The following is a 26,237-nucleotide window of genomic DNA, read 5'->3' as shown; positions in this document are numbered from 1 at the left end:
TTCTTCTCTGCTCTCGCCGGTCAGTCGCCGGCTGATGATGCCGCGAGGGCATCGGCCCCACCGACGATCTCGGTGAGTTCCTGGGTGATTTCCGCCTGGCGAGCCGTATTGGCCAACCGGGTGTAGGTCTTGATGAGATCGTCCGCGTTGTCGGTCGCCGTCTTCATCGCTGCCTGACGCGAAGCCTGCTCGGATGCTGACGCGCTCAACAGCGCAGACAGGACTCGAGAGTCGATGTATCGCGGCAGCAACGAGTCCAAGACGGCCTCGGCGCTGGGTTCGAACTCATAGAGAGGGAACGCGGCCGCATCGTTCGCGGGTGCTGACGTGCCGCCTGTGGCGACCTCGTCAGCGTCAACGACCTCAAGCGGAAGCAGACGCCGGTATTCCGGATCGTGCTTGACGCTGGAGACGAACTTCGTGAAGACGATGTAGATCTCATCCACACCGTTCTCAGCGGATTCGGCATTGAAGCTCTGCAACAGGGCCTCACCGATCTCCCGTGCTTTCTCAGCAGTCGGAGTCTCGGAGAATCCGGTCCAGGCCTGAACAATCGCTCGGTCGCGGAAGGTGTAGTAGTTCTCAGCCTTCCCACCGACGGTGAAGAGCGACACGTCCTTGCCTTCGCTGTGCAGAAGCCGAATGAGTTCTTCGGCTTCGCGCAGCAGGTTCGCGGAGTAGGCTCCCGCGAATCCGCGGTCCGGACCGACAACCAGAACAGCCGCACGGCTGACGTTCTCGGGTTCGGATGTCAACACGTGGTCGACGTTGGATTCGCTTGCCACTGCAGAGACCGCGCGGGTCAACGCATTGGCGTAGGGGCTGGCGGCCTGCGAACGGGCAATGGCCTTCTGAATCCGTGAAGCAGCGATGAGCTCCATGGCCTTGAAGATCTTCCTCAAGGATGAAGTAGAGCGGATCTTCTGTTTGAAGACCCTCTGCTGGGCTCCCATCAGTTCTTCCTTTCGCTGTTACGGATCAGGTTCAACGCTTCTGCCGAACGATCTTTTCCTGCTCGACCTCGTCTGAAGACGCGGTGGCGGTGTCCTCGCTGCCGGCCTGGGATCCGCTGGAATCGGAGGTGACGAAGTTCTTGGTGAACTCGCCCAACACGTTCTCCAGCTCGGCCGACGTATCATCGTCGAGCTTCAGCGTCTCACGAATGGTCGTGAAGATGCCTGTCTTGCGCTCGATGTGATCGTGAAGCTCTGTTTCGAACTTCAGGACATCGGAGACGGGGATCTCGTCGAGGTAGCCGTGTGTACCAGCGAAGATCGACACGGTCTGCTTCTCAAACGACATCGGCGAGAACTGCGACTGCTTGAGCAGCTCGGTCAGACGCGCACCGCGAGCAAGGTCGCGCTTCGTCGTCTCGTCGAGGTCCGAGGCGAACATAGCGAACGCTTCGAGAGAACGATACTGAGCCAAGGAGATCTTGAGGGTACCGGAGACGCTCTTGAGCGCCTTCGTCTGAGCAGCACCGCCGACGCGGGACACGGACACACCGACGTCGACAGCTGGACGCTGACCGGCGTTGAAGAGATCCGACTGCAGGAAGATCTGCCCGTCGGTGATCGAAATCACGTTGGTCGGAATGAACGCGCCGACGTCGTTGGCCTTGGTCTCAATGATCGGCAGACCGGTCATCGAACCGCCGCCGAACTCATCCGAGAGCTTCGCACAACGCTCGAGCAGACGCGAGTGCAAGTAGAAGACGTCACCGGGGAAAGCCTCGCGGCCCGGCGGACGACGCAGCAGCAGAGATACCGCACGGTAGGCCTCTGCCTGCTTCGACAGATCGTCGAACACGATGAGAACGTGCTTGCCCTCGTACATCCAGTGCTGGCCGATGGCCGAACCGGAGTAAGGAGCGAGGTACTTGAAGCCTGCGGAGTCAGAAGCAGGTGAGGACACGATCGTGGTGTATTCCAGTGCGCCCGCTTCTTCAAGCGAACGACGGACACCGGCGATGGTCGAACCCTTCTGGCCGATGGCGACGTAGATGCAGCGAACCTGCTTCTTCGGATCGCCGGTCTCCCAGTTGTCCTTCTGGTTGATGATCGTGTCGATGGCCAGAGCGGTCTTACCCGTCTTGCGGTCACCGATGACGAGCTGACGCTGGCCACGACCGACGGGGATCATAGCGTCGATGCTCTTGTAGCCGGTCTGCAGAGGTTCGCGGACCTCCTGCCGATCCATCACGCCTGCGGCCTGGAGCTCGAGTTCGCGACGACCAACGGTCTCGACTTCGCCGAGTCCGTCGACCGGGTGGCCCAGAGGGTCCACCACGCGACCGAGGTATCCGTCACCGACTGGAATGGAGAGGACCTCACCGGTGCGGTAGACGTTCTGCTCCGCAGCGATTCCGGAGAACTCGCCGAGGATGACGACGCCGATCTCGCGCTCGTCGAGGTTCTGTGCCAGGCCCAATGTGCCGTCTTCGAACCGGAGAAGTTCGTTGGCCATGGTGCCGGGCAGACCCGAGACGTGGGCAATTCCGTCACCTGCGGTGACAACCTTGCCGACCTCGGACTTTACCGAGCTTTCGGGGTTGTACGAGTCAACGAACTTCCCGAGAGCGTCCCGGATCTCTTCCGGGCGAATTGTCAGTTCCGCCATCTGGTTTCCCTGCTTCCTTTACTCAAAACTTGCGTCCGACGACCGGTGGGCCGCCTGTGCTGCCGGACTGGCCGGCACCTCGATTTAACTTGCGAGTTTGCGCTGAACTTCGGCCAGACGATCAGCCACTGTGGAGCTCATCATCTCATCGCCGACCTGAACCCGGACTCCCCCGACGACTGCGGGGTCGACCTGAACGTTGAGTACAAGGTCTCGTCCGTAGCTGGCGGACAGAGCGGCCGTCAGCTTCTGGGTCTGAGCTTCGCTCAACGGTTTGGCGACGGTGACATCGGCGACGGAGCGCTGCTGTCGTGCCGCGAGAATATCGCTGTACTGATCCAGAGCCGTTGCCACGCGCAGTCCGCGCGGGAACAGAACGGCCTGCTCGATCAGGGTGATGGTGTCGGCCTGTGCCTTACCTGCCAGCAGATCTGCGATGAGCGCACGCTTGGCCGACGCAGACGCATCAGATTCCAAGGCGCGCGCCAGTTCATGTTCGCTTTCACACAGACGGGCGAAGCGGAAGACTTCCTCTTCCACCTGACCGAGTTGACCGGAAGCCTGAGAGGCAGCAGCGATAGCTGTCACTCCAGCAACTTCAAGGCTGGTCACGAGGTCCTGAGTCCTGGCCCAGCGGTGGCTCACCGCCAGTTCACTCAGACGCAGGACAGTCTCACTGGTCCGAGTCGAGAACAGAGTCCGCAGCAGATGCTGCTTCTTCTCAGCCGACTCGGACGAGTCTGCCAAGGCCTTGCGCAACGTCACGTTCTCAGCGAGAACAGCAACGATGGCCAGCTCGCCCGTACCGATTTCACGCGCGTCGCCGCGGGAGATCTCAGCATTGGCGGCTTCAAGTACGGCCTGCAGGGACAATCTGCTCGACTGGAGCATCACGCCCCCTTGACCGGCTGTGCCGAAGACTGCGACTCGAGATCGGTGATGAAACGATCGACCACATTGGCAGAGCGCTGATCATCGGTGAGTGATTCGCCGACGATGCGTGATGCCAGATCAGTGGCGAGCGTCCCGACTTCCGAACGCAGCTGCACCATGGCGGACTGACGCTCGGCTTCGATCTGCGTCTGAGCCTGAGCGACGATGCGCTCGGACTCTGCATGAGCCTGGGTCTTCATATTGGCGATGATCTGGGCGCCTTCTTCTTGAGCCTCGGCGCGCAGTCGTGCAGCTTCTGCACGGCCGTCGGCGAGCTGCTTCTGATACTCGGCCAGAGCCTCATCGGCTTCGGCCTGCACCTTCTCAGCCTTTTCAATTCCACCCTGAATGCGCTCTGCGCGCTCATCAAGAGTCTTATTGAAGGCTGGGAGGACGTACTTCCAGACAACCAGGAAGACGATCAGCAGACAGATGGCACTCCAGACGATGTCGTACCACGCGGGGAGAAGCGGGTTCTCAGACGCAGCAAGAATGTGTACCGGAGTCATCGTTTAGTCCTCTTCGTGATCAGGGCAGGAAGAACGGGGTGGCGATGCCGATCAGGGCCAGGGCCTCGATCAGCGCAATGCCGAGGAACATGTTTCCGCGCAGTGCACCGGCCATCTCAGGCTGACGTGCGGTTCCCTCGATGGTCTTACCGATGACAATACCGACACCGACGCCGGGGCCGATTGCGGCGAGGCCGTAACCGACGGTGTTGAGGCTGCCGGTGACTTCAGCGAGCATATCCATTGAATGCTTTCCTTTCATAAGTCGGCCGGGTGGTTGGCCCGGCCCTTGTAACGTCTGAGGTTACAGAATGTGGGGTGCTACTCAGTGGTCGTCTGAGATGGCGGCGTTGATGTACACGCAGGACAGAAGAGCGAAGATGTAGGCCTGCAGGACGACGATCAGCATCTCAAGGATGAAGACGAAGAATCCGCCGGCGAAGGTGATGATCGAGAAGAACTGGAACCCGTTGGCAGCATCGAACAGGAAGAAGCTCGTTGCAGAGAAGCACAGCACCAGGAGGAGGTGGCCGACCATCATGTTGGCAAAGAGTCGAATCGCCAAGGTGAACGGCTGAGTCACGAACTTGGTCAGGAACTCGATGGGGATGAGCAGGATGTGCATCGGCCAAGGGACGCCGGGAAGGATCAGAGAATCCTTGATGTAGCGACCGAAGCCCTTCTCGGAGATGCCGGCCCAGTGGTACGTGACGTAGACCGTCAGTGTGAGGACGATCGGCAGACCGATCACGCCGGTGCCTGGCATGTTGAGGAACGGAATGAGCTTCGTGACGTTCCAGAACAGGATGCCGAAGAAGATGGCAACGATCAGCGGCATGAATTTCTTGGCTTTTTCCTTGCCCAAGGTGTCTTCGGCGATGCCGACCGTGACGAATTCCATGGCCAGCTCCATAGCTGACTGGAAACGGCTGGGGACCAGCTTCATGCGCTTGGCCCACACTGCAAGCAGAACAACGACTGCGACGGTGGCGAGGACGCGGATGAGCATCACGCGGTTCATCTCAAAGGGAGTGCCTTCGAAGAGGAACGCGGCGGGGAAGAACTCCGCCATGGATGGGGCGTGAAAACCACTTTCAGCGGCTTGGATCGTTGTGTTCGCAGCGTTGAGTGTTCCCACGTTTCCTTTACTCTCCCATGGTCAAAAGCCTTGATGGCCTGGCCTTAGCCACGCAGGACCTGCGTGGCAGTAGGTTCAGGAGCGACATGGAGCGACAAATGGCTCCAGCACCGCAACTACTCTACCAATTGTAGAGAGCTGCCGACAAATTCATCACCTTTGACTGTACATCTTCTGGCAGTCCCTGTCGCAATCGCGAAGTGCGTCCGGATTGCCTAGTTCGCCTCAGGATCCACATAGGGCACACGCGCCTTGGCCACCGTCAGAGCCTCGACGAGTGATGACCCGATCACGGCAACGACGATTGTGAAGAATGCCACATTTCCATCCAGCCATGCTGCGTCTTTGAGCCGCCAGATGACGAGCATGAAGATGAAGGCTTTGAAGAGGAATCCGATGCCTAAGAATCCGGCAATCGCGGTCAGCCCCATATTGCGCCCTGCATACATGATGATCAGGGTGATGATGATGAAGACTGCCGCCAGTCCCCCGCCCACTGCACCGCCGTTGAGTCCTTCGGCGCCGGAGACCAGATAGCCGATGCCCATGCCGAGCACGGCGACGGCAACGACGAGGATGATTCCGCGGACCAGCATGGTCCTCCAGACTCTCGTCCATGCGGCCTGCACGGAAGTTTCCTGGCGGGGAGACTCATCGGTCATGAGATTTCCTCTCTGGCTTTCTGTCGGACCCGTAACGGGTAGAAGGTGAAGAGCAGGGTGATGGCGAACAGGCCGCCGACGATGCAGACCACATAGATCCACGGCATCAGCAGCAGCATGACTGAGCCGAATGCGATGAGTGCGGTCCAGGTGTAGAGGATCAGCACGGCCCGAGCGTGCGAATGCCCCAGACTGAGCATTCTGTGATGGAGGTGCTTCGCATCGGCAGAGAATGGCGATTGGCCGGCCAGAAGGCGACGAACGACGGCCAGGCCGAGGTCGAGCAGGGGCAGGAACATCACTGCGACCGGGAGAATGATCGGCAGGAAGGTCGCGAAGACCCTCTCCTCCCCGAGCAGCGCCGGGTCAACCTGCCCCGTCACGCGGATAGTGGATGCCGCAAGCAGAAGTCCGATGAGCATCGACCCGGAGTCGCCCATGAAGATGCGTGCGGGATTGAAGTTATGCGGGAGGAACCCGACACAGGCACCGACGAGTATGGCGGTGATCAGCGAGGCCAGGTTCGCATAGGACTCAGGCGAGGCATCCCGGGCCAGACCATAGGAGTAGATGAAGAATGCGCTGCCGCCGATGGCAACGACTCCTGCGGCCAGTCCGTCGAGGCCGTCGACGAAGTTCACTGCATTGATCGTCACCAGCACCACCAAGATGGTGATGATGATCGACATCCGCGGCGAGCCGATGATCACTCCCCCGAAGGGAATCGACAGCAGGGCCACGCCATTGATGGCCATGAACCCGGCGGCCAGAGCCTGCCCGGCGAGTTTGGTGATCCAGTGGAGATCCCAGATGTCGTCGATGATTCCCAGCACACACAGAACCGTTGCGGCCCCGGCGATGCCGATGATGGGCCCCATGTCCGAGAAGATCCTCTGCAGGAACGGGGTCTGGGAGGCGAAGATGAGGCCCACGATCACTGCCCCGAACATCGCGACTCCGCCCAACCTAGGCGTCGGAACGGAATGCACATCGCGTTCGCGCAGGGGCGAGAAGATCTGCCCTCGCTCGGCCACCCGCTTGACCATCGGGGTCAGCAGGTAGGCCACGAGGGCCGAAATGATGAGGATGAAGAGGTAGGCGCGCACTCAGCCGTCCAGGTCGAGGAGATCGGGGACGATTTCGCGCAGCTCATCGCTGGTGACAGGACCCTCGCGCACGATCTTCGGGACGTCACCGGTGAGGTCGACGATCGTGGAGGAGATTCCCGATTCGCGCACTCCCCCGTCGACGTAGATGTCGACGTCGTCACCGAGCATCTCCATCGCCTCATCCGCCGAGGTGGCCGCGGGCGATCCTGAGACGTTGGCACTCGAGACGGCCAGTGGACCGGTTCGGCCCAGGAGAGCGAGTGCGTATTCGTCGTCGGGCATTCTCACTGCCACGGTCCCGTGGGTGTCACCGAGGTCCCAATCCAATGAGGGCTGGGCGTTGGCGATGATCGTGAGAGGCCCTGGCCAGAAACGGGCGGTCAGTGCCAGGAGTTTTTCATCGACGCCGTCGACCAGACCGAAGACGGTCTCGGCCCGCGGCACGAGGACCGGCGGCGGCATGTCTCGGCCGCGGCCCTTCGCTGCGAGGAGCGCGGAAACCGCTGAGGCGCTGAAGGCGTCGGCGGCGATCCCGTACACGGTGTCGGTGGGAATGACGAGCAGGTTGCCCGTTTCACTGACCCTGGCGCATTCGTCAAGGACCAGGTCACGGATGTCGCTTTGGGTGACGTCGAATCGTCTCGACACGAATTCTCCGTTTCGGATGGTGGTGGTCAGTGGGCAGAACCGGCTGGTTCGTCGTCACCGGTCGACACCGGTGACACGATGAGCCACCGTGTAGCGGTCGCGTCCAGTGTAGTCCGGGTAGGTGGCAGCCTGCCTCAGACTGGCCGTCGACATGATGAGTTCGCGGGCTGCCGGGCCCTGTTCCTCGGAATGTTCCATGATGAAGAACCCACCGGGTCGCAGCAGCTTCTCAGCCTGGATGATGATGAGTCCGGGTATCTCCAACCCCGTCGCTCCTCCGTAGAGAGCGGCCTCCGGATCGTGCTCGCGAACCTCGGCATCGCGGGGCACAGCAGTATCGGGGACGTAGGGAGGATTGGTCACGACGACATCGGCACTGGCCCACAGCTGCGGGCTGTCCTCGGCGAAGGTCGTGGCATCGCCGGAGACGAGATCGACGGAGGACTCGCCGAGGTCGACCGCCGCTAAGTTCATCAGCGACCAATTCAGGGCCTGGGTCTCGCGTTCGACGCCGATCGCGCGCAGGCGCCGATGTTCGGTGGCCAGGGACAGTGTGATCGCTCCCGATCCTGAGCACAGGTCGATGATGAAGGGCACGTGTGTGTTCTGCTGCCGTTCCAACTCTTCGAGAACCTCTGTCACGAGGAGCTCGGTCTCCGGTCGTGGCACGAAGACTCCGGGGCCCACCTGCAGTTCAAGGTGTCTGAAGGCTGCGACTCCGATGATGTGCTGCAGCGGTGTGCGCTGTCGTCGTCGGTCGATGAGCTGAGCGAATGTCGCCGTGACTTCAGCGGGAACCGTGTCGCCGAGGAGTCGTCTGCGCGCAACTCCGGAGGCGTCGAGGCCCCAGGCATGAGCAAGGAGTGCCGCGGCGTCGGTATCGGGGTTCGGGACATCGGCGCGAGCCAGCAGCTGCGCGGCCCCACGCAGCACCGTCGACACGTCCCCTTCGGCAGCGGGCGGGCGCGGATCCAGGTCAGTCCCCCAGTGCGTCGAGTCGTGCGGCCTTGTCAGCCTCACGGCAGGAACCGATCACAGGGTCGAGCTCACCGGCAAGGACCTGGTCCAGGTTATAGGCCTTGTACCCTGTCCGATGGTCAGTGATCCGGTTCTCCGGGAAGTTGTATGTGCGGATGCGTTCCGAGCGGTCAACGGTGCGAACCTGAGACCGTCTGATATCAGCGGCCTCGGCTGCGGCCTCTTCGGCCTGCTTGGCCAGGATGCGTGCGCGGAGCATGCGCAGTGCCGCTTCCTTGTTCTGCAGCTGTGACTTCTCGTTCTGACAGCTCGCGGTGATGCCGGTGGGCACATGCGTGATGCGCACCGCTGAGTCTGTGGTGTTCACTGACTGACCGCCCGGGCCCGAGGACCGGTAGACGTCGATGCGCAGATCGTTGTCATCGAGTGCGACTTCCTCCGGCTCGTCCACTTCGGGAAATACGAGCACTCCGGCGGCCGAGGTGTGGATGCGTCCCTGGGATTCGGTCACAGGAACGCGTTGGACCCGATGGACTCCACCTTCGAACTTCACCCACCCGTAGGCACCGTCGTCCTTGGCCTTGAGAGCCAAGGTCACATCCTTATAGCCTCCGAGGTCGGAATGCGTGGCATCCAGGATCTGTGAGGACCAGCCGCGTGAGTCGATCCAGCGCTGATACATCCGCAGGAGATCTCCCGCGAACAGCGCCGATTCGTCGCCACCCTCACCAGCTTTGATCTCGATGATCGCATCGCGTGCGTCATCGGGGTCGCTGGGCACCAGGAGGTCTCTGAGCTCAGTCTCCACATCAGCGGCCTCAGCGTGCAGACGTTTTGCCTCAGCGCCGAATTCGGCGTCGTCGTCCGCGAGTTCCTCCGCAGCGGCGGCATCCTCTTCGAGCTGGGCGAAGTGACGTGCGGTGACGGCAACCTTGTCGAGTTCCGCGTAGCGCCTTGTCAGCTTCTTGGCGCGACCAGCGTCAGCGTGGACTGCAGGATCGGAGAGTTCCGACTGCAGTCGTGCATGCTCGTCGAGCAATGCGCTGACGCTGGCCTTGAGGGTGTCATCGTCGGCCATCTCAGTTGTTGTCGGTGGACGACTTTTGCAGAGGAGTCGTCTTCTGCACCTGCATGAGGAACTCGACGTTCGAGCCGGTTTCCTTCAGCTTCGACATCAGCAGCTCAACAGCCTGCTGCTGTTCGAGGCCGGACAGCACGCGACGAAGCTGCCACATGACCTTCATCTCTTCGTTGGTCATCAGCATCTCTTCGCGGCGAGTGCTCGACGCGTTGACGTCGACGGCCGGGAAGATGCGCTTGTCGGCGAGCTGGCGCGACAGGCGCAGCTCCATGTTGCCGGTGCCCTTGAACTCTTCGAAGATGACCTCGTCCATCTTGGATCCGGTCTCGACGAGGGCTGTGGCCAGGATGGTCAGCGAGCCGCCGTTCTCGATGTTGCGGGCAGCACCGAAGAATCGCTTCGGCGGGTAGAGCGCGTTCGCGTCGACACCACCGGAGAGGATGCGGCCTGAAGCTGGCTGCGCAATGTTGTAGGCACGGCCGAGGCGAGTGATGTTGTCGAGGAGCACCACGACGTCCGAACCCATTTCGACGAGCCGCTTGGCGCGCTCGATGGCCAACTCGGCGATCGTCGTGTGATCATCTGCCGGACGGTCGAAGGTCGAAGCGATGACTTCGCCCTTCACTGCGCGCTGCATGTCCGTTACTTCCTCGGGACGTTCGTCGACGAGGACGACCATCAGGTGGACTTCCGGGTTGTTCTCGGTGATCGCATTAGCGACCTGCTGCATGATCATCGTCTTGCCCGCCTTCGGGGGCGCCACGATGAGACCACGCTGGCCCTTGCCGATAGGTGTCACCAAGTCGATGAGTCGGGTCGAGTGCTGCTTCGAGGTGGTCTCGAGGCGCATCCGCTCCTGTGGGTAGAGCGGTGTCAGCTTCGAGAACTCGACACGGCTACGAGCATCATCGACGGTCAGGCCGTTGACGGAGTCCAGTCGCACCAGAGCGTCGAACTTCTCACGCTTGCTGTTGCGATCGTTCTCACGCGGCTGGCGGATGGCGCCGGCGACGGCGTCGCCCTTGCGCAGCTGGTTCTTGCGCACCATCGAGGCCGAGACGTAGACGTCGTTGGGGCCGGGCAGGTAGCCCGAGGTGCGCAGGAATGCGTAGTTGTCGTGCACATCGAGGATGCCGCCGACTGGGATGAGCACGTCATCGTTGCGGATCTCGGGCTCGTCGTTGCCGCGTCCTCCGCGACGCTTGCGATCACGGTCGCGTCCGCGTCCGCGGCGGTTGCCGCGATCGTCGTCATCGTTGTTGTTGCGATTCCGACGGTCGTTGTCATCGCCCTGACGGTTACGGCCGTTGCCGCGATCGTTGTTGCGATCACCGCGGTCGTTGTTGCGATCACCGCGGTCGTTGTTGTCGTCGTTCTGACGATTGCGACCATTGCCACGATCATTGCTGCGGTCATCGCCGCGATCGTTGTTGTCGTCGTTCTGACGGGTTACGGCCGTTGCTGCGATCGTTGTTGCGATCATTGCCGCGATCGTTGCGGTCGTTGTTGTCGTCGTTCTGACGATTGCGACCGTTGCCGCGATCATTGCGGTCCGTACGCTCGTTCGAGTCATCGGAGCTGTGTCCGTTGTCGTCGTTCTGAGCTTCGGCTCCACGTGAGCGGGAACGGCTGCGACGTGAGCGCTGCCTGTCCTGGTCTGCGGTGGAGTCAGATGAATTGTCATCTGCAGCCGGAGTCTCGACGACAGCGGAGGATTCCGTGGAAGTCACAGAGGCAGCGGCATCCTGAGAGCCGGCGGTGTCCTTGTCAGACGAGGCAGCAGCGCTGCGACGGGACGGACGACGCTTGGGTTCGTCGGTTGCTTCGCTGGAGCCGGGCTTCTCTTCCTGAGCTTCTTTGGCGGAGGCTGCAGAAGCGGCAGGTGCGGTCTTCGGGGCGGCTTGAGCCTGTCCCGAACCGCCCTGAGCGCTGTTGTGGTTGTTGATGGCGTCGATCAGTTCGCCTTTGCGAAGTCGACGGTACCCTTTGATCCCGAGTCCCGCTGCCATTTCCTGGAGCTGGGGCAGACGCAAAGCGGTCAGACTGCCTGTGCGTGGTGCGGAATCTTGAGTAGTGGTTTCAGACACGAAGGTCCTTCTCCCTCTTTCGGCCGTGCGGCAAGAGCCGTTTACTCACGGCGACGGAAACACCATTGACGGTGCATTGTGAAAGATAACCTGCCTAAGAATGAGCAGGAGACGTTCCAGAATTTGTGACATTGACAGTGGATTCGCGATGCATATCGTCAAACCCGATCACTGACGGAACACCACCAGTTTACGTGCTCGACGACGATCACGCTAATCCTGTGCCTAATTCTTTTGCTCCACCCGATATCCGCCGAGGTCAATGGAGGTGTGAATGAGTGTGACAGTGTCGGGAACCAAGGACTCAGGCACCGCACCCGCAAGCACGAGAACAGTCGGCCCCGCCCCTGAGATCACTGCGGGCAGACCATCGGCGCGCAGGGCATCGACGAGTGCCATCGACTCCGGGTAGGCCTCGCGTCGGAATTCCTGGTGCAGACGGTCGTCGGTGGCTTCGAGCAGGACCGATGAATCGGAGACGAAGCCGTGGATGAGCAGCGCAGCCCGTGCAGAGTTCTCCGCGGCGACCTCGTGCTCGATCGACACGGGGATCACACTGCGAGCAATCTCCGTATCCAAACGCACGTCCGGCACCAGCACAGTCACCTCGTTCACGGTGTTAGCCGGAACCTGCCATGACCGTGCAGGGCCGGGCAGTGCGATGGTCAGTCCCCCGTAGACCGCGGGCGCGGCATTGTCGGGGTGGCCCTCGAGATCGGAGGCGAGTTCGAGCACTCGCTGCCTGCTCAGCTGCTGACCACCGACATACGTACCGAGCTCACCGGCCAGTGCGATGGCACCGACGTTCGCGGCGGCGGAGGAACCGAGGCCACGCGAATGCGCTATCCGGTTGACACATTCCAGACTGAGGCGATCACCCAATCCCACGGGTGCCTCCGGGTACTCAGCCGCGAGCACCTCGAGCAGCACGCGCATGATGAGATGGGACCGATCCGTCGGCAGTGTTTCGGCGTTCTCCCCCGTCACCTTCACACAGGTACTGGGATCCACCGGCTCATCGTGGACCGTGAGGGTCAGCGTGTCGAAGATCCCCAGCGCAAGGCCCAGGGCATCGTAACCGGGGCCCAGGTTCGCCGAGGTGGCCGGCACCTCGATCTGGATTCTCACACTCACCTGTCTTCGAGCCCGAGAGCCCGTGCAGCGCTGACTGCGTCGACGGAGACCCGCTTCGGTTCGATGTCGGAACCGTCGGCGGTGTGCAGGGCCCAGGTGGGATCTTTGAGTCCGTGACCGGTCACGGTGACCGCAATCCTCGCACCGGCAGGGACTCTGCCGGCCTCGGACATCTTCAGCAGCCCGGCCACCGAGGCGGCAGAACCGGGTTCGACGAAGATTCCCTCGTCCCGGGACAGGATCTTGTGAGCGCGCAGGATCTCATCATCGGTCACCGAATCGATGACTCCTCCGGAGGAGTCTCGGGCTTCGATGGCCTGCTGCCAGCTGGCCGGATTGCCGATCCGAATGGCCGTGGCGATCGTATCGGGTTCGTCGACTGGGTGGCCGAGGACGATCGGGGCAGAGCCGGCGGCTTGGAAGCCCCACATCTGGGGCAGGCGCGTCGAGGCTCCGATCTCCTGATACTGGCGGTAGCCCTTCCAGTAGGCGGTGATGTTACCGGCGTTGCCGACTGGCATCACGTGGATATCCGGAGCATCGCCCAGTACGTCGACGACCTCGAAGGATGCAGTCTTCTGTCCCTCGATGCGATCGGGATTGACGGAATTGACGAGGTGGACGGGGTAGGACTCAGAGAGCTTCCTGCACAGGGTCAGGCAGTCGTCGAAGTTACCGTCGACCTCCAGGAGCGTGGCCCCATGGGCGATGGCCTGGCTCATCTTCCCCGGGGCGATCTTGCCGGAGGGCACGAGCACGGCACAGGTGAGCCCGGCCTTGGTGGCGTAGGCCGCCGCCGAGGCCGAGGTGTTGCCTGTCGAAGCACAGATGACGGCCTTCGCGCCCTGAGCCAGGGCCTTCGTGATGGCCATCGTCATACCGCGATCTTTGAACGACGCGGTGGGGTTGAGTCCTTCGTACTTCACCCACACGTCTGCGCCGGTGAGTTCGCTGAGCTTCTCCGCCTTGATGAGCGGCGTCCCGCCCTCACCCAGGGTGACAGCCGGTGTGGTCTCCGAGATGTCGAGGAGAGAGCGGTACTCTTCGACGACGCCCTGCCACTGCTTTTTGGGGAATTCAGTCATTGTCACTGTCCTTCTACACGGATCACGGATTTGACGGCGCGCACTACGGAGAGGCCGCCGAGGCGGTCGACCGTTCTCCGCAGGATCGCGTCGGTGTTCGAGTGGGTGGCGAGAACCAGTTTCGCGTGCTGAGTGCCCTGATCATCGACCTCCCCCACGGTCTGGCGCATGAGCTCGATCGAGGCGCCTTCGTCGGAGAAGACCTCGGAGACTGCGGCGAGGACACCTGGACGATCAACCACGTCGAGCGTGATGTGATAGCGGGTGGTGATCGCCGATATCGGCAGAATCCGGGAGTCCTCGTGGAAGGGACGCTCGTACTGGCCTCGGCCGCCGAGGACCTTGCGACGGGCCACAGAGACCACATCGCCGAGGACCGCGGACGCCGTTGGTTCGCCGCCGGCGCCCTGCCCGTAGAACATGAGCGAACCGGCGGCCTCGGCCTCGATGAAGACAGCGTTGAACGCGCCGCGGACCGTTGCCAGCGGGTGGCTGCGTCCCAGCAGCGCCGGGTAGACGCGAGCGGACAGCCCGGATCCTGCCGGTGAGTCGCTGACGCGTTCGCAGACGGCGAGGAGTTTGATGACGAACCCTTGGTCGCGGGCCGTGGCCACCATGTCCGGAGTGATGTCGGCAATGCCTTCGACGTGGACATCGTCGATCGTGACGGGAGCGTGGAAGGCCAGTGACGACAGGATTGCGGCCTTGGCCGCAGCATCGTGCCCACCGACATCGGCGGTCGGGTCCGCCTCGGCGAAGCCCAGCTCCTGCGCAGCCGTGAGCGCTTCATCGAAGCCCCAGCCCTCGGAATCCATCTGGTCGAGGATGTAGTTGGTCGTGCCGTTGACAATGCCCATGATCCGATCGATTCGGTCACCGGCCAGCGAGTCGCCGACGGGCCGGATGATCGGGATCGCGCCCGCGACCGCTGCCTCATGTTCAAGACGGACACCGGCGGTGTCGGCTGCGGACATGAGTTCGCCGTAGTTGGCGGCCAGCAATGCCTTGTTGGCCGTGACGACGGATGATCCGTGGTCGAGGGCCGACCGGATGAGAGTCTTGGCAGGCTCGATGCCGCCCATCAGCTCGATGACGATATCGGCGCCGGCGATGGCGGTCTCCGCATCGGTCGTCAGCAGACCTGGGTCGATTCCCGGGCGCTCCTTCGAGGTGTCGCGGACGACGATTGCGCTCAGTTCCAGGGGCGCACCGATTCGTTCGGCCAGGGCCTCGCTCCGATTCTGGATGCGAGCGGCGACTTCGGTGCCGACGACTCCACATCCGAGCATGGCAACTTTCAAAGCCTGCATTTGTTCACCTTTTCGCTGTCTTCTATGGCACTCACACACGTTCTCCGGCGTTCATTCCCGGATCGCTGCGCAACATCTGAGAGTAGTCCTCGGGGGTCACGATCCACTCAACCTTATCCGTTGTCACGGCCAGGACCCCGGGTTTGGGCAGGTGGTTGTAGTTGTTGGCCAGCGACCGGCAGTAGGCACCGGTGCTCGGCACCGCGACGAGGTCGCCGGAGGACACATCGGATCCCATGTATTCGTCACGGACGATGATGTCACCGGACTCACAGTGTTTGCCCACGACGCGGACGATGACCGGCTCGGAACCGGAGTTCCGATTTGCCAAGGTACACGAATAGTCGGCGTCGTAGAGTGCTGTCCGAATGTTGTCGCTCATCCCTCCGTCGACGGCGACGTAGGTGCGTACACCGTTATCGGTGTCGACCTCTTTGACGGTGCCGACCTGATAGAGGGTGAACATCGACGGGGAGACGATCGCACGCCCGGGCTCGATGGAGATCCGGGGAACGTTCGTGCCCAGTCCACGGCACTCCTTTGCCACCACCTCGGCGAGCTCCTGCGCCATTTCGGCCACCGGGATCGGTGTGTCCTGTGAGGTGTAGCGAATGCCGAAGCCGCCGCCGAGGTCGATATCGGGCAGGTCGACACCGTGCTCTGCCATGATCTCTGCTCGCAGAGCCAGAACACGGGCGGCAGCGACCTGGAATCCGGAGATGTCGAAGATCTGGGATCCGATGTGCGAATGCAGTCCGTCGAAACGCAGGTGCGCGGAGTTCGACACAGCCTCGGCGGCCTTCGCCGCGGTACCGGCGGAGACGGAGAGTCCGAACTTCTGGTCCTCATGCGCCGTGGCGATGAAGTCGTGGGTGTGGGCCTCTACTCCCACCGTGACGCGCAGCATGACGGGAGCCAGGACTCCACGTGCAGCTGCGATCGATTCGAGGAGGGAGATCTCGTCGAGGCTGTCGACGAAGATCCGTCCCACACCGTAGTCAAGGGCGTATTCGAGCTCGGCAGCGGACTTGTTGTTGCCGTGCAGCCCGACCCTCTCCCCCGGCACACCGGCGGCGCGCGCCACCATCATCTCTCCCAAAGAGCACGTGTCCACGCCCAAGCCGGACTCGTGAACCCACCGTGCTACGGCGGTGCACAGGAAGGCCTTCCCCGCGTAGAAGACGTCGACCCCGGCCAGTCCCTTGTCTTCGGAGAATGCGGCCGAATATGCGCTGACGTAGTTCTCGGCGCGGGCCTTGAAATCGGCGACGTCCATGACGAGCGTCGGGGTGCCGTAGCGTTCGGCCAGATCGGTGACTGCGTGCCCGGCGATGGTGAGGACACCGGCGTCGGACTTCGTCACGTTGTCCGACCACAGGCTGGGCAGGAGCGCGTTGACGTCATCTGGGTAGGGCAGCCACACAGGGGCGGGGGTGGCGTGCATGGTGCCGGCGATGTGGGCAGGCATTACATCCTCTCCGGGGCGGAAACGCCCAGTAGTGAAAGTCCTGTGGCCAGGACGATGATGGCGGCTCGGTCAAGGACCAGCCGGGAAGCGTGAAGGCGTGTGATGTCCTCATCGAGAGTCGGTGTCACCGGGCATGACTGTGTCCAGTCAAGGAACAGCTGGGAGACGGCTTCGAGGAGGAAGGCGATGCGCTGGGGCTCACCGGCGGATGCAGCGCGCGCTGTTGTGGCGATGAAGTCCGCCAATGCCGCAGCCAGTGCCGTCTCGGTGTCATCGCTCAGTGCGGTGGGGTCGAACGCCCAGCCGTCGATGCCCGCCGCGGCTGCACGACGTCGGATTCTGCACGCTGCGGCGTGCGTGACTTGGACGAAGTGCACCGGGTTGTCCGGGTGGGCTCTGCGCCACTGTCGGGCATCGGGAAGATGCGCTGATGCCGGGATCTCGCGTGCGGCCATGTAGCGGCGGATGTCGGTGCCCATCGTCTGCTGCCGGGGCTGGCGCTCTGTGCTGGAGGAGATGCGCTCATCGATGATGGCGTCGATGCGTGCTGCAACACCTTGCTCGGGTCCGAAGTGGTCGTCCGCGGCGACGATGTCCGCGGCGATCACGGCGAGAGCACTGGGGGTGAGCGTGATGTTGAGGAACCCGGGTCCAGCGACTTCGACTTCGGCGATCGAAGCGTCGTCGTGCAGCCTGGACGCGATCTCCACCGCCAGGCTCCGCGAGTCGGTGTGCACTGCGCCGGCGCTGCGCAGTGCGATCGGCGAGACCCAGTGCCCGTGTCGCGGTGTCTGCCCTCGGCGAAGGGTCGGTTCCGGAATGCGGTCGCTGTCGATTCCTCGTGCCGAGGCGATGCTCGCCAGCGCGCGCGCCAGAGCGGTCTGCAGAAGTTCCGGGGTCACTCGATCAGATTACTCGTGTCCCGTTGCCGACGACGAATCAGGTGTCATACTCGCCATCCAGGACTCCCTGTCCACAGTGGTGAACTCAGATCGAACCGGGACGACAGGCAGAGAAGCTGACCGCGAACTTCACCGCGGTGGAGACAAGCACCACGGCGTAGGCAGGCCACATCGAGTCAAAGCTCTGAATCAGAAAAGCGAAGACCAGTGGTCCTGTCGCGGCCATCAGATAGCCGCCGCCTTGGACGAAGCCGGACAATGCGGCAGAGGCTTCGGCACTGCGTGAGCGCAGGGTGATCAGGGTCAGTGCCAGAGGGAACGTCGAGATTCCGATGCCCAGCAGGACCGTCCACAGCACTGGTGCGGCCGCGGGGAAGAGCCACAGCCCCAGATACCCGGCGGCCAGACACCCGCAGAAGACCGCGACGATCGGTGAAGCGGTGTGCATCTTCTGAGCCAGGAACGGCAGGACGAATCCGAGCACAAGTGGAATGGCAGTCACCAACGCCAGCATGGCGCCTGCGAAGGCCGGGTCGAAGCCCGAGCGCGTCAGCAGCGTCGGCAGCCAGGTGAAGAGGATGAAGTTGTTGAACGAGGTCAGCCCCGTCATCGTCATCAGGGCCCAGGCACGGCGGGTCTTGACCAGGCGCAGCAGCTCGTTTCCGCCGGCGACCGCGGCCGAGACCTGCGCACGGGGTGCAGGTCTGAGCACCGCGATCACTACCCACACGGCGACGCCCAGCGCCGCGGCTCCGGCCCACACGAGCAGCGATCCCCGCCATTCCATCTTCGACGCCAGCGGCACAGCCACCAGCGGCGGGATGAATGTCCCCAGCTGCAGCAGTCCCACGTGCACGGTCGACATCAGAGCAACGCGATCAGGGAAATAGGACTTCACTATCGGCGGGATGACGACGTTGCCGATGCCCATGCCCAGCAAGGCAAGGACGCTGAGACCCAAGAAGACGGCAGGAGAGTCGACGACGGCGCGCAGGCCCAAGCCCACAGTGATCATGATCATCACTGCCGCAGTGATCGTGAGTCCGGAGAAGCGGTTGTACAGTCTCGGCGTGATGAACCCGCTGACGCCGTAGAGCAGGGGCGGCAGCATGCCGATGACGGCCAGGAACGCCGCGCTGAGATGTATGTCGGAGCCCATGGCTCCCAGCAACGGCGACAGTCCGGTCACACCGGGGCGGAGGTTGAATGCGGCGACAACGATTCCGATGACGATCAGAACGGAGGCCCACGCAGATTTCATGCTTGCATTTCTACCATCTTGCCCATCGGCCCCACCTCGGCGGGGTCAGTTCTCCTGCTTGAGGCCTTCGACCGGAGACAGTCGTGCCGCTCGTCTGGCGGGGGCCAGAGCGGACAGGAGGCCAGCGAGGATCGCCACGAACAGAATGCCGAGAGTGGCCGGAAGTGACCAGTCGACGATGAGCTGTTCGGAGAAGTCATTCGTGAGCAGACGGGTGCCGACGATCCCGAGTCCACCACCGAGGCAGAGCCCGATGAGCGCCGACACTGACGAGATGAGAGTTGCTTCGAGTGCGAGGAGCGATCTCAGCTGTGAGATGCTCAGCCCCAATGCCCGGAGCAGAGAATTCTCCCGCCGACGTTCGATCACCGACAGGCTCACGGTGTTCGACACCCCGAGCAGAGCGATGAGGACAGCGACGAACAGCAACGCCACCGCGACGATGAGGAGGACGTCGATGAATTCGGAGTATTCGCCTCGTGCCACAGCCGATCCGCCAACCTCGTCACTGGTGACGTCGAGTTCCTCGGCGATGTCCTGCTGGATCCGGAAGATCTCGGCGACCGAGGCACCCGCATCGACTTTGACCAGGACGGCGGTGGATGTTGCAGACACGCCCAGATCGTTGCCGACGTCCGGGGTCGTGAAGAACACCTGACTCGACTCGCCGGCTTTGGCAACCGCAATCGTCGCCTCTGTCAGGCCCTTGACCGAGATGCTCTCAGCGTCATAGTCGCTGGGGACGAGAACCTTCCCCGGGACCGGTGCTGCGGCGCCCTCGCTGAGCACGGTCTGTGCGGAATCCGGATCGATGACATAGAGCTCAGGGGTCACGTCCCCCTCGTCGCTGAGGACCTCAGCCCGGTGTGCGACGACAGCGGCTTCGACACCTGCGATGTCGCGCACGGCGTCGACGGTGTCACGGTCCACGGTGGCGTCGAGTGGAACGGCGATATCGACCGGATAGCGCTGGTCGAGGCCGAAGCTCAATGTCGCCTTCGTTGACATTCCACCGATCAGAATCGTCGCCACCAAGGTGACACCGATGACGAGCGCGGTCGCGGTTGCCGCCGTTCGCCGGCGATTGCGCAAGGTATTCAATGTCGCCAGGCGTCCCGGAATTCCGAACGGACCGAAAGCCAGATCACCGATCGCGGCGACGATCGGGGGAATGATCACCACAGAGCAGAGGACGATCCCGAAGACGAGGAGAACACCGCCGAGTGCGCCGCCCAGAATCCACACCGGAGAACTTTCGACCAGAAGGAGCGAGGCGATGAGGGTCACGATGCCGAGTCCGATGCTCGACCACCCGATGATGTGTCGCAGGCTGCTGTGGCGTGAGGGGGCCAGCGCCTCGTCGAAGGGTTGAAGTGCCTCAAGCGGTGTGACTGCGATGGCGCTGCGGGCCGGTCGGATGGTGGCCAGCACCGTCAGCAGGACCCCGACGACGATACCGATGAACAGGGAGGACAGCGGGATGTGCAGGCTCAGGTAGGCGAACTCGTTGGGCCAGATCCGCTGCGCCACCGCGGCTAGGCAGAAGCTGAATCCTGCCCCGACAGCCACCCCGAGGACCGATCCGAAGAGTCCCACAACGGTTCCCTCGGTGACCACAGAACCGTAGAGCTGAAGACGTGAGGCCCCCAGGCAGCGCAGCAGGGCGAGTTCTCGCCTGCGTCCGGCGACGATCACAGAGAACGTGTTGGACACGACGAGTATCGCCACAATGACGGAGATGCCGGCGAAGACCAGCAGCAGTGAGGTGATGACGTCATTGCCGCCGGAGAGGCGTTCGGCTTTGACGTCGATGGCGTCTGCGACCGACAGCGCTTCCAGGCTCCCGCGCAGATCTGAATCGTCGATCGTCGCCTGCAGTCGGGTGAGCACAGCAGCAGGATCGGCACCGTCGTCCAGAGGGACCTGGATTGCGACGACATCTCCTTCCTGGGCGAAGTACTCCTGATAGCTCGCCGAGGTGGTCAGTGCACGATGGGTGCCCGTAGTCGCCGGACCGCTGCCCATCTCAGCCAGTCCGACGACGGTGAACATCGTGTTGCTCTGGCTCGGTCCTCGATAGACGGGCATCGAATCGTCCTCGGGCCCCAGAGAAACGGAATCGACGGAGAATCGGATCTCGTCGCCGATGCTCGCACCCAGTTCCTGGGCTGTCTCCGCGTCCAGGACCAGATCGGTGATCGACTCGGGTCGAGTGCCCTCGGTGATGGTGAAGGTGTCAAGGTCTGGATCTGCAGGTGCTGGAGTCAGAGCGAAGGAGCTCTCGGAGAACGACTGGCCTCGGCCGGTCGTCGTCGTGCGCGCGTTGACGGCCACGGTGTCCACTCCGTCGACCTGTTCCAAGGGCTCCGTCACCGGAGCGACTTCCTGACCGTTGACGAAGACGTCCTGGCTGGGAATGACCACAAGATCGGACTCGGAGAACGTGTGGCCCACGGAATCTTTGAGGCTTGTCTGCAGGGACGAGCTGATGATCAGAGTCGAGGCGACGAAACCGGCAGCCAGCGCGATGCCGATTCCCACAGCGATGAATCGCGCCCAGTGGATACGGATCTCCGCCAGAGCGACTGAGATCACAGGTCGCTCAGTTCGCCCAGTGCAGAGACCACGGATTCCTTCGTCGGCTGGTGGACCTCTCCGCCTGCACGGCCGTCTTTGAGGAGCACGACCCGGTCCGCGTGGGATGCGGCTACGGGGTCGTGGGTGACGAGAATGATCGTCTGCCCATAGCGGGTGGTCGCTCCGTGCAGGAGGGCCAGCACTTCTGCTCCCGCCTGCGAATCGAGGTTGCCTGTGGGTTCGTCGGCGAAGATCACGTCGGGACGTGTCAGCAGCGCACGGGCAACGGCCACACGCTGCTGCTGGCCTCCGGAGAGTTCGTGCGGGCGGTGCTTGAGTCGGTCCCCCAGCTCGAGACGGTCGACGACCTCGGCTTTCCACTCGGGATCGATCCGCTGACGAGCCAGAGACACGGGCAGTTCGATGTTCTGTTCGGCGCTCAGCGTAGGAACCAGATTGAACGCTTGGAAGATGAAGCCGACGCGATCGCGGCGCAGCTGTGTGAGTTCCTTGTCATTGAGGCCGGTGATATCCTGACCGCCCATGGTGATGGAACCGGAATCCACCCGGTCAAGGCCCGCCAGGACATGCATGAAGGTCGACTTCCCCGAACCTGAGGGACCCATGATCGCACTGAACCTACCGGCCTCGAAGTCCACGGAGATATCGTCGAGTGCTGTCACAGCGGTTTCGCCTCGGCCGAAGGTTTTGCGCACGGATTGTGCTCTGAGCACGACTTCGGCGCTCTTCGCGTCCGCAGGAATCGTCATCACGGCCTTCATCAGCTGGTTGAGGTTCGTTGGGATCCAGCTTAATCGGTGGTAGCAGAAACCGCCCACCTCAGGACATGAGGAGGGCGGCAGATGGTGCCCGCGACAGGATTCGAACCTACGACCTTCTGCTCCGGAGGCAGACGCTCTATCCACTGAGCTACGCGGGCAACGGATGCAATGCTATCACCGACTTGTGGTGCTTCCCAAAACGAAACCGCGTGCAATCGAGACTCGATTGCACGCGGTTGTCAGCATCAGGCGCCCTTGAGATCCTTGCGACCTGGAACGTATTCCCAATGCCAGAGTTCATAGGAGTTGCGCTGGGCCCAATCGGGATTCTCCCAGCCATATTTATCGGCGTTGGCGACGAGCCAGTCGTACTGCACGCCGGTGCCGTTCTGAGTTCCCGCACCGAGGTCCAGCGCGATGCCCCAGCCGTGGTTGGAGGTGCCGGGACGAGCGGCGAATCCTGGTTTGCGTTCGGCGACGGAGATCTGGGACTCCAGCGAGCGGTAGGAGTCGGTGACGGCCAATTCCTTGCCCGTGTCCTTCTTGAACGCGGCGTTCATCTTCGCGAAGGACACAGCAGCGTCGGAACGCAGCTTGTGGTTGCCGACGCCGATCTCGCACAGCCACTCATCGGGGACTTCACCGTTCGAAGCGTCGCCCTTGGGTGCTTCGCCTTCGCATCCGGGCAGCACGGTCTTCGTGATGGCACGCGATGCGGCCTCCACTTTGGTCTGCTTGGCGCTGGGTGCGCCGATGGCCATGCTCGTCTTCTCGTCATCTGCCTTGATGTCGGCGGAGACGGATTCGGAGTTGATGGCGCGGGTCTGTGTATCCGCAGCGGTCTCGTCAACCTTGACTTCCTGGTTGCCGCTCATGTTGCCGGCGACCATCACTGCTGCGATCGCAGTGCCTGTCACAGAGACAGTGGCCAAAGCTGAGAAGGTCGTCACGCGACGGCGACGCACGGAGCGCAGAAGTGATCCGTCGGATCCGCGGCTGCCCATGCGGGCGGCGACGAATGCGGAACCACCGTGATCGGGACGTGCTTCGGCTTCCCTGGCCATTGCGGCCCGGCGCGGCGAACCGGCGGTCGCTCTGGCCTCAGCTGCCATCGCGGCGCGACGCGGCGACAGTGGTGCTGAGGGGGTCGGATCCGAGTTCTGCGACACCGATGTCGCACCCTGCTTGGAAAAGACGGATGGGACGCGTGAAGAGGTGTGCTGCTTGCGCAGATCGCGCCGGCGGACCGGTTGCGCCTCTGCGGTCGAGGACTCACTCGACATATTACTCCGTACTGTTGTCCGTATTTCGGCCGCCATGTACCCCGGCGAACGAAAACCTTATGTCACAACACTATAACGACATCGTTACAGATTGTCACTTTCCGTTCATACTCGGCGTGTGACCTGCGATTTCATAGGTTTTTCATCACGCCGGGGTGTCCTGGAGCAGGCATTTCCGGGGCCCGGACGGCGAGCTACGTAACATATTGTTACAAAGCAACAGCCCATTCAATGACCTGTGTCACGGTCTTATTTCCAGCTGTGCCCGACATCATGCTCAGTATTCGTAGCGACCCCGTTGCATGGCGTCCTGAACTTCACCGACGAGTTCCTCCAAGACGTCTTCGAGGAACAGCAGACCCAGCACGCCGCCCTCTGGAGCGAGGACCCTGGCGACGTGGATGCCGGCCTTCTGCATCTGAGACAGAGCCTCTTCCACCTCGTCACTCGCCGTGACGGTGAACAGAGGTCGGAATCGCTTTGCCGGAATCGGCGCGCCGTATTCGAGCCTGCTGTCGGCGTAGAGGACGTCCTTGATGTGGAGGTAATCCTGCGGGTAGCCGTCCTCGTCGATGACGAAGTACCGGGAGAAGCCGGTCTTTCCGACCAGGGTGACCAACTCATCTGGAGTCACGCTGGAGGAAATGGTGATCAGCTCGGACATGGGGACCATGATGTCGGCGGCGGTTTTGTCGCTGAATTCCAGCGCCCCCTTGAGCAGCCCCGTGTCGTCGGTGAGCAGGCCTTCGCGCTTGGACTCGGCGACGATCGATTCAACCTGCTCGATCGTGAACGCCTCGTTGACCTCATCTCGGGCCTCAACCTTGAACAGGTGCAGAATCGAGTTGGCCAGGCCGTTCAGCGGTTTGATGACGAAGCCGAACACTCGAGACAGGAACACCAGAGGTGGTGCCAACAGCATCACCGCACGCGCCGAGGTCGCCAGAGCCATATTCTTCGGCACCATCTCCCCGATCACCACGTGCAGGTAGGTGACGACGCCGAGAGCCAGAATGAACGAAATCGTCGACGACAGCCCCGCCGGGATGCCCAGCCCTTCAAGCGGTCCTGCCAGGAGGTGATGGATCGCAGGCTCCGCGACGTTGCCCAGCAACAGGGAACAGACGGTGATTCCGAGCTGGCAGATCGCCAGCATCACCGAAACGTGCTCCATCGCGTAGAGCGCGGTGCGGGCTGCGGACGAACCCTCCTGAGCTCTGGGTTCGAGCTGTGAGCGTTTGGCTGCGACCACCGCGAATTCGGCAGCCACGAAGAAGGAGTTGCCCAAGAGCAGGACGACGAGCCAGACGAGCCCCATCCAATCAGCGCTCATCAGAAGTCACCACCCTTTTCATAGCCGACAGCGTCGGTCGCACGGAGGAGTATCCGCAGTCTTTCGATTCGGCGCCCGTGCATCCGCTCGACGCGAATGAGTGCGTCATCAGTGCGGACCTGATCACCGGGTTCTGGGATTCGGCCCAATTCCTTGAGAACGAAGCCCGCCAGAGTCTCATAGTCGGAATCCTCGGGGATCTCGAGTCCGACCGTCGACGAGACTTCGTCGGGGCGAAGCTGTCCCGGTACGATCCACGTTCCATCACGGGCCGGTCGTGCTGCCACACGCATTCGGTCGTGCTCATCGGCGACTTCGCCGACGAGTTCTTCGACCACGTCCTCGAGCGTCACCACGCCTGCAGTGCCACCGAATTCGTCAACGACGACGGCCATCTGCAGCCCTTGGGCCCTGAGCTCCATGAGAAGCGGGTCCAGCAGCAGGGTTTCGGGAATCTCGGTGACCTCGGTCATCAGCCCACCGGCGTATGCATCGTCTCGGTTCGCCAGCGGAACGGCGAATGCCTGCTTGACGTGGACGACTCCGACGATATGGTCTTTGTCTTCTCCGGCGACCGGGAATCGCGAGAACCCGGTCTCTCGAGCCTGTTCGATGATCGCACGCGCGGTAGTGTCCTTGACCACCGATGACATTCGGGTCCGCGGGGTCATCACGTCTTCGGCGGTGCGTTCGGAGAAGCTCAGCGTCCGTTCGAGAAGATCGGCCGTCTGCTCGTCGAGCATTCCCTCTTCAGCGGAGTGCCGCACCAGAGAGGTGAGTTCCTCCGGCGAACGCCCGACCGAGCCCTCCTCCTGTGGTTCGATGCCGAAGGACAGCAGAATCTTGTTCGCTGTTCCATTGAGCACGCTGATGACAGGTTTGAATGCAATGGAGAATACGTACTGCATCGGTGCGGCGATGCGCCCAGTCGCCAGGGGCACCGCGATGGCCAGGTTCTTGGGTACAAGTTCGCCGAAGATCATCGACAGGAATGTGGACAAGATCAGTGCGATCGTCAGGGCGATCGGAGCTGCCAGTCCCGGGCTGACTCCGAACGACTCGAAGACCGGTGCCAGAAGCTTGCCCAGGGACGGCTCCATCAGGTAACCGGTCAGCAGGGTGGTGATTGTGATGCCCACCTGAGCCGCTGACAGCTGAGTGGACAGGTGTGTCATCGAACGTCGCAGAGTCTTAGCTCCGACGACACCGTCCTCCACCGCTTTGTCGGCGGTGTGACGGTCGAGCGTGAGGAGAGAGAACTCGGCAGCGACGAAGACGCCAGTGCCGCAGATGAGAATCAGCGCTAACGCGAGGTAGAACCATTCCATCAGTGACGAT

The 26,237-nt window shown here is 62.4% G+C and carries 22 protein-coding genes, 1 tRNA gene and 1 pseudogene; all 24 read right to left on the bottom strand.

The genetic code is table 11. The features are described from left to right. Window positions 1-20 precede the first annotated feature (20 nt). The 24 genes and pseudogenes from PGC08_RS09090 to PGC08_RS08975 all read right to left on the bottom strand — a co-directional run bounded on the left by PGC08_RS09090 (window position 21) and on the right by PGC08_RS08975 (window position 26,227). Window positions 21-953, bottom strand: a complete 933-nt coding sequence (locus PGC08_RS09090; protein WP_009884053.1) for a F0F1 ATP synthase subunit gamma — start codon at window positions 951-953, stop codon at window positions 21-23. A gap of 31 nt (window positions 954-984) precedes the next feature. Next, window positions 985-2,619 (bottom strand): F0F1 ATP synthase subunit alpha, encoded by a 1,635-nt coding sequence (gene atpA / locus PGC08_RS09085; protein WP_069600049.1) that lies wholly within the window; start codon window positions 2,617-2,619, stop codon window positions 985-987. Between the two features lie 84 nt (window positions 2,620-2,703). Continuing rightward, complete coding sequence (locus tag PGC08_RS09080) at window positions 2,704-3,510, bottom strand: F0F1 ATP synthase subunit delta (protein WP_009884051.1); 807 nt, start codon at window positions 3,508-3,510, stop codon at window positions 2,704-2,706. Further along, on the bottom strand, window positions 3,510-4,061 hold the full coding sequence (locus tag PGC08_RS09075) for a F0F1 ATP synthase subunit B (protein ID WP_009884050.1): 552 nt from the start codon (window positions 4,059-4,061) through the stop codon (window positions 3,510-3,512). Before PGC08_RS09075 ends, PGC08_RS09080 begins: the two co-directional genes overlap by 1 nt. Before the next feature lie 19 nt (window positions 4,062-4,080). Beyond that, entirely contained in the window at window positions 4,081-4,305 is a 225-nt protein-coding gene (atpE, locus tag PGC08_RS09070; RefSeq protein WP_009884049.1) for a F0F1 ATP synthase subunit C, read from the bottom strand. Window positions 4,306-4,386: 81 nt separating this feature from the next. Continuing rightward, a complete protein-coding gene (gene atpB, locus PGC08_RS09065; protein ID WP_236850701.1) occupies window positions 4,387-5,199 on the bottom strand; it encodes a F0F1 ATP synthase subunit A in 813 nt (270 codons plus the stop codon). 215 nt (window positions 5,200-5,414) lie between these two features. Continuing rightward, window positions 5,415-5,861 (bottom strand): hypothetical protein, encoded by a 447-nt coding sequence (locus tag PGC08_RS09060; RefSeq protein ID WP_096162099.1) that lies wholly within the window; start codon window positions 5,859-5,861, stop codon window positions 5,415-5,417. After that, window positions 5,858-6,967 (bottom strand): MraY family glycosyltransferase, encoded by a 1,110-nt coding sequence (locus PGC08_RS09055; protein WP_009884046.1) that lies wholly within the window; start codon window positions 6,965-6,967, stop codon window positions 5,858-5,860. Before PGC08_RS09055 ends, PGC08_RS09060 begins: the two co-directional genes overlap by 4 nt. After that, window positions 6,968-7,618, bottom strand: coding sequence for an L-threonylcarbamoyladenylate synthase (locus tag PGC08_RS09050; protein ID WP_009884045.1), 651 nt, complete (start codon window positions 7,616-7,618; stop codon window positions 6,968-6,970). It abuts the gene before it with no gap. 54 nt (window positions 7,619-7,672) lie between these two features. Then, window positions 7,673-8,560: a peptide chain release factor N(5)-glutamine methyltransferase gene (prmC, locus tag PGC08_RS09045; protein ID WP_009884044.1), complete on the bottom strand. Its 888-nt coding sequence runs from the start codon at window positions 8,558-8,560 to the stop codon at window positions 7,673-7,675. 34 nt (window positions 8,561-8,594) lie between these two features. Then, window positions 8,595-9,674 (bottom strand): peptide chain release factor 1, encoded by a 1,080-nt coding sequence (prfA, locus tag PGC08_RS09040; protein WP_009884043.1) that lies wholly within the window; start codon window positions 9,672-9,674, stop codon window positions 8,595-8,597. 1 nt (window position 9,675) lies between these two features. Beyond that, window positions 9,676-11,764: pseudogene (gene rho, locus PGC08_RS09035) on the bottom strand (transcription termination factor Rho). Between the two features lie 225 nt (window positions 11,765-11,989). After that, on the bottom strand, window positions 11,990-12,892 hold the full coding sequence (gene thrB / locus PGC08_RS09030) for a homoserine kinase (protein ID WP_009884041.1): 903 nt from the start codon (window positions 12,890-12,892) through the stop codon (window positions 11,990-11,992). Window positions 12,893-12,894: 2 nt separating this feature from the next. Continuing rightward, entirely contained in the window at window positions 12,895-13,983 is a 1,089-nt protein-coding gene (thrC, locus tag PGC08_RS09025; RefSeq protein WP_096158670.1) for a threonine synthase, read from the bottom strand. Window positions 13,984-13,985: 2 nt separating this feature from the next. Continuing rightward, on the bottom strand, window positions 13,986-15,293 hold the full coding sequence (locus PGC08_RS09020) for a homoserine dehydrogenase (protein ID WP_009884039.1): 1,308 nt from the start codon (window positions 15,291-15,293) through the stop codon (window positions 13,986-13,988). A gap of 31 nt (window positions 15,294-15,324) precedes the next feature. Next, window positions 15,325-16,761 (bottom strand): diaminopimelate decarboxylase, encoded by a 1,437-nt coding sequence (gene lysA, locus PGC08_RS09015; RefSeq protein WP_101583637.1) that lies wholly within the window; start codon window positions 16,759-16,761, stop codon window positions 15,325-15,327. Further along, window positions 16,761-17,663: a DALR anticodon-binding domain-containing protein gene (locus PGC08_RS09010; RefSeq protein WP_009884037.1), complete on the bottom strand. Its 903-nt coding sequence runs from the start codon at window positions 17,661-17,663 to the stop codon at window positions 16,761-16,763. The genes lysA and PGC08_RS09010 overlap by 1 nt, the downstream gene beginning before the upstream one ends. Window positions 17,664-17,748: 85 nt before the next feature. After that, complete coding sequence (locus PGC08_RS09005) at window positions 17,749-18,924, bottom strand: MFS transporter (RefSeq protein ID WP_096146434.1); 1,176 nt, start codon at window positions 18,922-18,924, stop codon at window positions 17,749-17,751. Between the two features lie 45 nt (window positions 18,925-18,969). Further along, a complete protein-coding gene (locus PGC08_RS09000) occupies window positions 18,970-21,519 on the bottom strand; it encodes an FtsX-like permease family protein (RefSeq protein ID WP_271709989.1) in 2,550 nt (849 codons plus the stop codon). Further along, window positions 21,516-22,271, bottom strand: a complete 756-nt coding sequence (locus PGC08_RS08995; protein ID WP_113717816.1) for an ABC transporter ATP-binding protein — start codon at window positions 22,269-22,271, stop codon at window positions 21,516-21,518. The genes PGC08_RS09000 and PGC08_RS08995 overlap by 4 nt, the downstream gene beginning before the upstream one ends. A gap of 94 nt (window positions 22,272-22,365) precedes the next feature. Beyond that, window positions 22,366-22,441, bottom strand: a tRNA-Arg gene (locus tag PGC08_RS08990). Between the two features lie 87 nt (window positions 22,442-22,528). Beyond that, window positions 22,529-23,566, bottom strand: coding sequence for a M15 family metallopeptidase (locus tag PGC08_RS08985; RefSeq protein ID WP_069600023.1), 1,038 nt, complete (start codon window positions 23,564-23,566; stop codon window positions 22,529-22,531). Window positions 23,567-23,843: 277 nt separating this feature from the next. Further along, window positions 23,844-24,899 carry a hemolysin family protein gene (locus PGC08_RS08980; protein ID WP_029417822.1) on the bottom strand — a complete coding sequence of 352 codons (1,056 nt, stop codon included), beginning with the start codon at window positions 24,897-24,899 and terminating at the stop codon, window positions 23,844-23,846. Continuing rightward, window positions 24,899-26,227 carry a hemolysin family protein gene (locus tag PGC08_RS08975; protein WP_096147165.1) on the bottom strand — a complete coding sequence of 443 codons (1,329 nt, stop codon included), beginning with the start codon at window positions 26,225-26,227 and terminating at the stop codon, window positions 24,899-24,901. The genes PGC08_RS08980 and PGC08_RS08975 overlap by 1 nt, the downstream gene beginning before the upstream one ends. Window positions 26,228-26,237: the final 10 nt, after the last annotated feature.

It is taken from the genome of Brevibacterium sp. BDJS002 (genome assembly GCF_028201555.1).
Taxonomy (GTDB): Bacteria; Actinomycetota; Actinomycetes; order Actinomycetales; family Brevibacteriaceae; genus Brevibacterium; species Brevibacterium aurantiacum.
The sequence above is the reverse complement of the archived record's forward strand: the minus strand, read 5'-3'. Positions and strand labels throughout refer to the sequence as shown.